General features: G+C 69.0%; 6 protein-coding genes. 2 read left to right on the forward strand and 4 right to left on the reverse strand.

Annotated elements, in window-relative coordinates; genetic code table 11:
* Nucleotides 1-264: 264 nt before the first annotated feature.
* The 4 genes from ACESMN_RS12760 to ACESMN_RS12775 form a co-directional block, all read right to left on the reverse strand.
* Nucleotides 265-2,976 (reverse strand): cation-transporting P-type ATPase, encoded by a 2,712-nt coding sequence (locus ACESMN_RS12760; protein WP_373053987.1) that lies wholly within the window; start codon nt 2,974-2,976, stop codon nt 265-267.
* 360 nt (nt 2,977-3,336) lie between these two features.
* Complete coding sequence (locus tag ACESMN_RS12765) at nt 3,337-4,068, reverse strand: glutamine amidotransferase (protein ID WP_373053988.1); 732 nt, start codon at nt 4,066-4,068, stop codon at nt 3,337-3,339.
* Nucleotides 4,065-4,613, reverse strand: a complete 549-nt coding sequence (locus ACESMN_RS12770) for a DUF924 family protein (protein ID WP_373053989.1) — start codon at nt 4,611-4,613, stop codon at nt 4,065-4,067. The genes ACESMN_RS12765 and ACESMN_RS12770 overlap by 4 nt, the downstream gene beginning before the upstream one ends.
* A gap of 112 nt (nt 4,614-4,725) precedes the next feature.
* Nucleotides 4,726-5,070 (reverse strand): hypothetical protein, encoded by a 345-nt coding sequence (locus ACESMN_RS12775; protein WP_373053990.1) that lies wholly within the window; start codon nt 5,068-5,070, stop codon nt 4,726-4,728.
* A 386-nt stretch (nt 5,071-5,456) separates the two neighbouring features.
* Here ACESMN_RS12775 and ACESMN_RS12780 point away from each other — a divergent pair, with 386 nt between their 5' ends.
* Nucleotides 5,457-5,873: a thiol-disulfide oxidoreductase DCC family protein gene (locus ACESMN_RS12780; RefSeq protein ID WP_373053991.1), complete on the forward strand. Its 417-nt coding sequence runs from the start codon at nt 5,457-5,459 to the stop codon at nt 5,871-5,873.
* Nucleotides 5,874-6,044: 171 nt separating this feature from the next.
* Nucleotides 6,045-7,579 (forward strand): FAD-binding domain-containing protein (locus ACESMN_RS12785; RefSeq protein WP_373053992.1); only part of this gene is annotated, 1,535 nt, incomplete at its 3' end.

The raw sequence follows: 7,579 nt of genomic DNA on the forward strand, positions 1-7,579 counted from the left end.
TAGGGTGGGCCAAGCGCAGCGGGCCCACCGTCCCGGCGCCGTCGGTCTGGTGGGCACACTCCGTTTTGCCCACCCTACGACTACGCCGCGGGGTGAGGGTCGGTGTACGCCTCGCGCGTAGGGTGGGCCAAGCGCAGCGGGCCCACCGTCCCGGCGCTGTCGGTCTGTGGTGGGCACACTTCGCTTTGCCCACCCTACGGACTAACGGGGACAGATTTATAAATCTGTCCCCGTGTCCCCGTGTCCCCGGGTCCCTGCGCTCCCTCACCCGTGGCGGGCCAGCCCGTTTCCGCGCAGCACCCTCTTCTCCGCCTCCACGAGCAGCAGCAGCGCGACGCCGAACAGCAGGATGCGTCCCCACGCCTCCAGGCCGATGGCGCTGGTGCCGAACAGGAACTGCACCGGCGGTGCATAGGTGAACAGTGCCTGCAGCACCACCAGGACGCCGATCGCGATCAGCACTGCCCGGCTGCCGAAGAAGCCCTCCCAGTTCAGTGCGGACTGCACGATGTAGCGGCTGTTGAACAGATAGAAGATCTGTCCCACCACCAGCGTGTTGATCGCCACCGTGCGCGCGAGCTCGAGGTCGTCCGTTTGCGTCAGCATCCACGTGAAATGCCCGAAGGTGCCGGCCACCAGCAGCAGCGACACGAAGCCGATGCGCCACAGAAGGAAGCGGGACAGGATCGGGGTGCCCGGCGGCCGCGGCGGGCGGCGCATCACGTCCTTCTCGGTGGGCTCGAAGGCCAGCGCCAGCGCCAGGGTCACCGCGGTGACCATGTTCACCCACAGCACCTGCACCGGTGTCAGCGGCAGGGTCAGTCCGAGCAGGATCGCCGCGACGATGGTGAAGGCCTGGCCCCCGTTCGTGGGCAGAAGGAACAGGATCGCCTTCTTCAGGTTGTCGTAGACCGTGCGGCCTTCCTCCACCGCGGCGGCGATGGAGGCGAAGTTGTCGTCCGCGAGCACCATCTGCGAGGCCTCCCTCGAGGCCTCCGTGCCCTTGATGCCCATCGCCACGCCAACGTCGGCGCGCTTCAGCGCCGGCGCGTCGTTCACGCCGTCGCCGGTCATTGCGACCACGTGCCGGTTGGCCTGGATCGCCGTCACCAGCCGCAGCTTGTGCTCGGGGGTGGTGCGCGCGAATACGTCGATGTCGCGCACCCGGTGTCTCAGTTCCTCGTCCGTGATCTCCTCGAGATCGTGCCCGGTCACCACACCGCTCGCGGTCTGGATGCCGAGTTCGTCGGCGATCGCCCGCGCGGTGACGCCGTGGTCGCCGGTGATCATCTTCACGCGGATCCCCGCCTTCTGGCACTCGGCGACCGCCTTGACCGCCTCGTCCCGGGGCGGGTCGATGATCCCGCAGACCGCGAGCAGGGTGAGCCCGCCGTCCTCGATGTCGGGGAACTCCAGCTCGGACTTGTCCGCGCCGGCCTCCTTCGCGGCGACCGCGAGCAGGCGCTGGCCGCGCGCCGCAATGCGCTCCATCCACGTCTCCCAGCGGTCGCGTTCCAGCGGCCGGTCGCCGCCCTGGGTGCGTTCCTTGTCGCAGACCGCCAGCACCCGCTCCGGCGCGCCCTTCAGGTAGATCACGCCGGAGCCGGCCGGGTCCTCGTGGTGCAGGGTGGCCATGAACTTGTAGCTGGATTCGAAGGGGATCACGTCGATGCGCGACAGTCGCCGGTTGAGTTCCTTGTGATCGAGACCCCCCTTCAGTGCGGCGGCGACCAGGGCCCCCTCGGTGGGGTCGCCCTCCATCACCCAGCGCCCGTTGGAGTGGTAGACCTCGGCGTCGTTGCACAGCAGGATCGCGCGCAGGGTCTCGGCCAGCACCGGCTGGTCCTCGACCGCGATCTCTTCGTCGCCGGTGGCGAAGCGCCCTTCCGGTTCGTAGCCGACTCCGCTGACCTCGAACTCGCGTTCGGCGGTGACGATGCTCTTCACCGTCATCTCGTTGCGGGTCAGCGTGCCGGTCTTGTCGGAGCAGATGGTGGTGACCGAGCCCAGCGTCTCCACCGCCGGCAGACGGCGGATGATCGCGTTGCGGCCGGCCATGCGCTGCACGCCGATGGCCAGGGTGATGGTCATGATCGCCGGCAGCCCCTCGGGGATCGCCGCGACCGCAAGGCTGACCGCGGCGAGGAAGGTCTCGACCAGCGCGTAGTCGCGAACCCAGTACCCGAATGCGAAGGTTAAGCCCGCCAGCACCACGATGGCCCCGGAAAGCCAGCGGCCGAACTCGTCGATCTGCCGGAGCAGCGGCGTGGTCAGCGTCTGGACCTCGCCCAGCATCGTGGAGATCCGGCCGATCTCGGTCTCGGTGCCGGTGCCGACCACCACCCCGCGCGCCTGGCCGTAGGCGACCAGGGTCCCCGAGAAGGCCATCGAGGCGCGGTCGGCGAGCCCGGCGTCTGCGACGACCGGGTCGGTCTGCTTGTCCACCACGACCGATTCGCCGGTGAGCACGGCCTCGTCCACGCGCAGATTGTGCGTCCGGAACAGGCGCAGGTCGGCCGGGACCTTGTCGCCGGCCTGCAGGATCACCACGTCGCCGGGCACCAGATCCTCCGCCGGGACCGTGCGCCGCTGGCCGTCCCGTGCCACCAGTGCCTTCGGCGACAGCATGTGGCGGATCGCATCCAGCGCCTGCTCGGCCTTGCCCTCCTGAATGTGGCCGATCACCGCGTTGACCAGCACCACCCCGAAGATCACCCAGGCATCGATCCAGTGCCCCAGCAGCGCAGTGCCGACGCCGGCGACGATCAGGATATAGATCAGCACGTTGTGGAACTGCAACAGGAAGCGCTTCACCGGCCCCGTGCGTTCCGGGGCCGGCAGGCGGTTGGGGCCGTACCGCTCCAGGCGCTCGCGTGCCGCCTCGCGGCCGAGCCCACCCGTGTCGCTTTCCAGGCGCTCAAGCGCCTCGTCGACCTGCAGTGCGTGCCAGGGTGGGGTACCGTCGGCTTCGTTCACAGCATCGTTCCCGGGTCTTCGGCAGTGCGGTTGATCATACGCACGCCCCGGGCGCTTGTGCAGTACGGCGGCTACCCATTCCCCGCCAGCCGCAGGCCATCGCGGCCAGAGGCCGCTCCCACAATGGCCTGGGGCTCGCGGTGGCCGTAGGAGCGGCGTCTGTAGGAGCGGCGTCTGTAGGAGCGGCTTCTGTGGGAGCGGCTTCCAGCCGCGATCCCGCACCCGGCACAGGCCATCGCGGCCACAGGCCCCTCCCACAATGGCTTCGGGGCTCGCGGTGGCCGTAGGAGCGGCGTCTGTAGGAGCGGCTTCCAGCCGCGATCCCGCACCGGGCACAGGCCATCGCGGCCAGCGTCCCCCCTACGATTCTCCCTCCCGGACGATCTCCGCGAATCGCCGCAGCAGCACCCGGCTCTCGTGCGCCGGGCGCACCATCGACTTCAGCGTATCCGCGCAGCGCGACTGCTCCCCGAGGATCGCGCGGTAGTACTCGACGAAATGCGGGATGATCCGCTCGTCGAACTCCGGGTGGAACTGCGCGCCCCAGGCCCGCGGACCGAAGGCGAAGCCCTGATGCGCCTCCATCTCGCTGGCGCCGAGCAGCGTGGCCCCGGGCGGCAGCACACGCACCGACTGCCGGTGACTCAACTGCGCCCACAGGCGCGTCGGGAGGGCCGAGAACAGGGGGTCCTCCGCCGCGGCATCCTCGAGCGAAACCTCGACGGTGCCGACCTCGACGCCGTGCGGGTTGTCGTCCACCTCGCCGCCGAGCGCGTGCGCGAGCAGCTGGTGCCCGAAGCAGATCCCGAGCACCGGAACCTCCCGCTGCACCGCGTCGCCGAGCCAGTCGGCCGCGCGCAGCATCCAGTCCACCCGCTCGGTGACCATCGCCCCCGATCCCGTGATCGCGATGCCCGCGACGGCATCCGGCGCAGGGAGCGCCTCGCCGCGATCCGGTGCGATCACCCGGACCGCGCCCGGCTGCCAGCCCATGCCGGCCGCGATCCAGTCCTCGTAATCCCCCGCGATGGTCTCGAGCGCCGGGATCTTGCGTCCCGTCTTCAGGATCACCAGCGGCCTGCGTGCGTTCATCCCCGAAAGGCCTCCTTCGATCCGAGCCATTCCCGCTCCTCCCGGGTGCTCTCGCGCCCGAGCGCGGCGTTGCGGTGCGGAAACCGGCCAAAACGCCGGATGATCTCCCGGTGATGCCGGGCCCAGCGCAGGCTGTCCTCGAGTCCCGCCTCCCGGTACAACTGTACCGCACGATCCTGGTCCGCCAATGCCTCGCTGTGCATGAACGGCAGGTACAGGAAGGCCTTCTCGGCATCAGCGTATTCCCGGTCCCAGCCCCGATCGATTGCCTCGGCCGCCACCGCACGCGCCCGCGCCTCCGTCGAGAAGCTCCGGGCCTCACCGCGAAACATGTTCAGCGGAAACTGATCCAGCACGATCACCAGCGCCAGCGCGCCCGCGGGGGTCTTCCGCCACTCGTCCAGCCGCCCGTCCGCCGCCGCCTCCCACGTCCCGAGAAACCGCCGCCGCACCTCCGCATCAAACGCCGGCGTCGACCGAAACCAAAACGGCCGCACCTCCTCCGAAAACCAGAACCCCCCCGGGGTCGGACCAGGCCAACTCATTGAATTGCTCAAAAAAGACCCTCCAGGGCGGCACGATTTCTGGTCTTGGAACCCCGTTTTCGGGGCCGAAAATGGCTGCTCAAGCGACTTCACCGGGAGTCCGCCCGCCGGGTCAGTCCGCAGCTGGGTCAATGCGGGCCGCGCCCGTCTCGCGCGCGATCGTGATGTCGAGTTCGCAGTATTCCGTGTGCTCGTTTTCCGGCGTGGGATCGTCGGCGCAGGCACAGCCACCCAGGACGCTGGTGAAGAAGACGCCGATCCGGACACCGGGGCCGTCGGACGTTTCCGACTGGCGGAGGATCATCACGTCGATATCGTCGGACACGGCCGTGCTGCCAGCGGTGAGTGCCTGCTGCAACCCAAGCGCGTCCGGCCCGAGTGCCGTGAGCTCTTCCCTCAGCACCGCTACAAAATCCGGGGTTCCGAAGGCCGCCAGGCTGCGCCGCAAATCGTGCATCGCCGCAGATTACCCTCCAGGGTCGGACCAGGGCAAGGTACTGATTTTGCCAGAGAAGAGGTGTGGTTTCCGGGGTGAAAAGGGTCTTAAAGACGCCATTCCGGGCGCAAAAAGGGTCGTCCAGGGATTCGCGGTGGTGGTTCCGGCAATGGTGAGGCGTATCTCCGGCCTTTCATCCTGAAGCGTTGTTTTCAGGGGCGAAAATGGCCGTCTAAGGCGCGGATGGACGTGGTTTTCGCGCATCTTTTCATTTTTTTCAAGAGCTTGCCTTGGTCCGACCCCCAGCGGTGGGAACCTTCGGGGGTGGGGCGGGCTCGTAACGCTGTACGCGCCCGGGCCGGGCCGACCCACGGGCTTGCACGCCGAACCTGGAGCCAGACCCCGCCATGACCACCGATCAGCAAACGGTCACTACGCACCATCCGCAGCAGGATCCGCGCACCGCCGTCTTCTTCGATGGGGGCTGTCCGATGTGCCGCCGGGAGATCGCGCATTATCAGCGCCTGGATCGCAGTGGGCGCATTCGCTGGCTGGATATCCACCGGGAACCGGAGATCGTCGCGGAGGTGGGTGTGAGCTGGGAGACGGCGATGCAGCGGCTGCACGTTCGCGGGGGATCCGGCGAACTGCACACCGGCGTACCGGCCTTCGTCGCGATCTGGCGGGAGTTGCCCGGTTACCGCTGGCTGGCTCGCGTCGTGACCGCCATTCCGGGTCTGGTGCCCCTGCTCGACTTTGCCTACGGGCGCTTTGCACGCTGGCGCTGGCGTCGGCGCTGCCGCGACGGCGTCTGCGCGTCCTGAGCGCCTGCGCGAAGCCGGGTCCCGGGCAGGCCATCGATGACGACAGAGCCCACCATGATGCCCCAGCCATGGGCTGAAGGCGCGCCGGGGCAGACCCGAGGCGTACCCGGGACCCACTTTCGATCATTGGCCGCCGCTTTGGGGCAGGCATGAACGCCCCCGGAAAGACGCATGACCAAGACGCTTGACCGCCCTTTGCAATTGGTCTGGTTCAAGCGCGACCTCCGTGTGCAGGACCACCAGCCGCTGGCCGCCGCTGCCGAGCGCGGGCCAGTCCTGCCGCTCTACGTGATCGAGCCCGAATTCTGGGCGCAGCCGGATGCCGCCTGGCGCCACTGGGCCTTCGTCCGCCGCTGCCTGCAGACGCTGGACCGCGATCTCACCCGCCTCGGGCAGCCGCTCCTGCTGCGCCGGGGCGGGATCGTCGCCGTCCTCGACGAACTGCACCGTGAGACCGGCTTCCGCACCGTCTGGTCGCACGAGGAGACGGGCAACGGCTGGACCTTCGCCCGGGACCGCCGCGTGGCAGCCTGGGCATGCGACCGGGGCGTCGAGTGGATCGAGCTGCCGCAACACGGCGTGGTACGCGGCCTGCGCAGTCGCGACGGCTGGGCCGGGCGTTGGGAGCGGCGCATGTCGAGGCCGGTCAGCGTTGTTCCGAGCACACTGACAGCCGTGCCCGGCCTGCGCACCGATCCACTGCCCGACCGCCCTGACGAATCGCTGACACCAGAGCAGGGCGTCTCGCTGCAACCCGGTGGACGTGATGCAGGCGAAGAGACGCTCGCGACCTTCCTTGCCGACCGCGGCAAGGCCTACCAGGGCGGCATGTCGAGCCCGCTCACCGCGTGGGATGCCTGTTCGCGCCTCAGTCCGCACCTCGCCTGGGGCAGCCTGTCCCTGCGCGAGGTGGTGCACGCGAGCCGTGCGCGCGTCGCCGGATTCAAGGGCGATATGAGCCCGGAGGCCAAGGCGTGGCGGCGTTCGCTACGCGCCTTCGAGGAGCGCCTGCACTGGCACTGCCACTTCATCCAGAAGCTGGAATCGCGCCCGTCGATCGAGTTCCGCAACCTGCTGCCGGCCTGCGATGGCCTGCGCGAGGACGCCTTCGACCCGGCGCGCTATCGGGCCTGGGCGCACGGCGAGACCGGCTTCCCGCTGGTGGATGCCTGCATGCGTTCCCTGAATGCCACCGGCTGGCTGAACTTCCGCATGCGGGCGATGCTGATGGCATTCTCGTCCTACCATCTGTGGCTGCCCTGGCGCGAGCCCGCGCTGCACCTCGCGCGCGCGTTCACCGACTACGAGCCCGGCATCCATTACAACCAGGTGCAGATGCAGTCCGGCACCACCGGCATCAACGCGCTGCGCATCTACAATCCGGTGAAGCAGTCCTTCGACCAGGACCCCAACGGCGTCTTCATCCGCCGCTGGGTCCCGGAACTGGAGCCGGTGCCGGATGCCTTCATCCACGAGCCGTGGCGCATGCCGGACGCGCTGCAGCGCTCGACCGGCGTGCACATCGACCGCGACTACCCGGCGCCGATCGTCGATCACATCGCCGCCGCCCGCGAAGCCCGCCAGCGCCTGATGGCCGTGCGCCGCCAGCCCGAGAGCCGGGCCGAGAGCCGCGACATCCAGCAGAAGATGGGCAGCCGCCGCGGCGCCCGCCGCCGGCCCAAGCCCCCCAGCCCCCAGGCCGAACT

This window comes from Thioalkalivibrio sp., assembly GCF_041690275.1.
Taxonomy (GTDB): domain Bacteria; phylum Pseudomonadota; class Gammaproteobacteria; order Ectothiorhodospirales; family Ectothiorhodospiraceae; genus Thioalkalivibrio.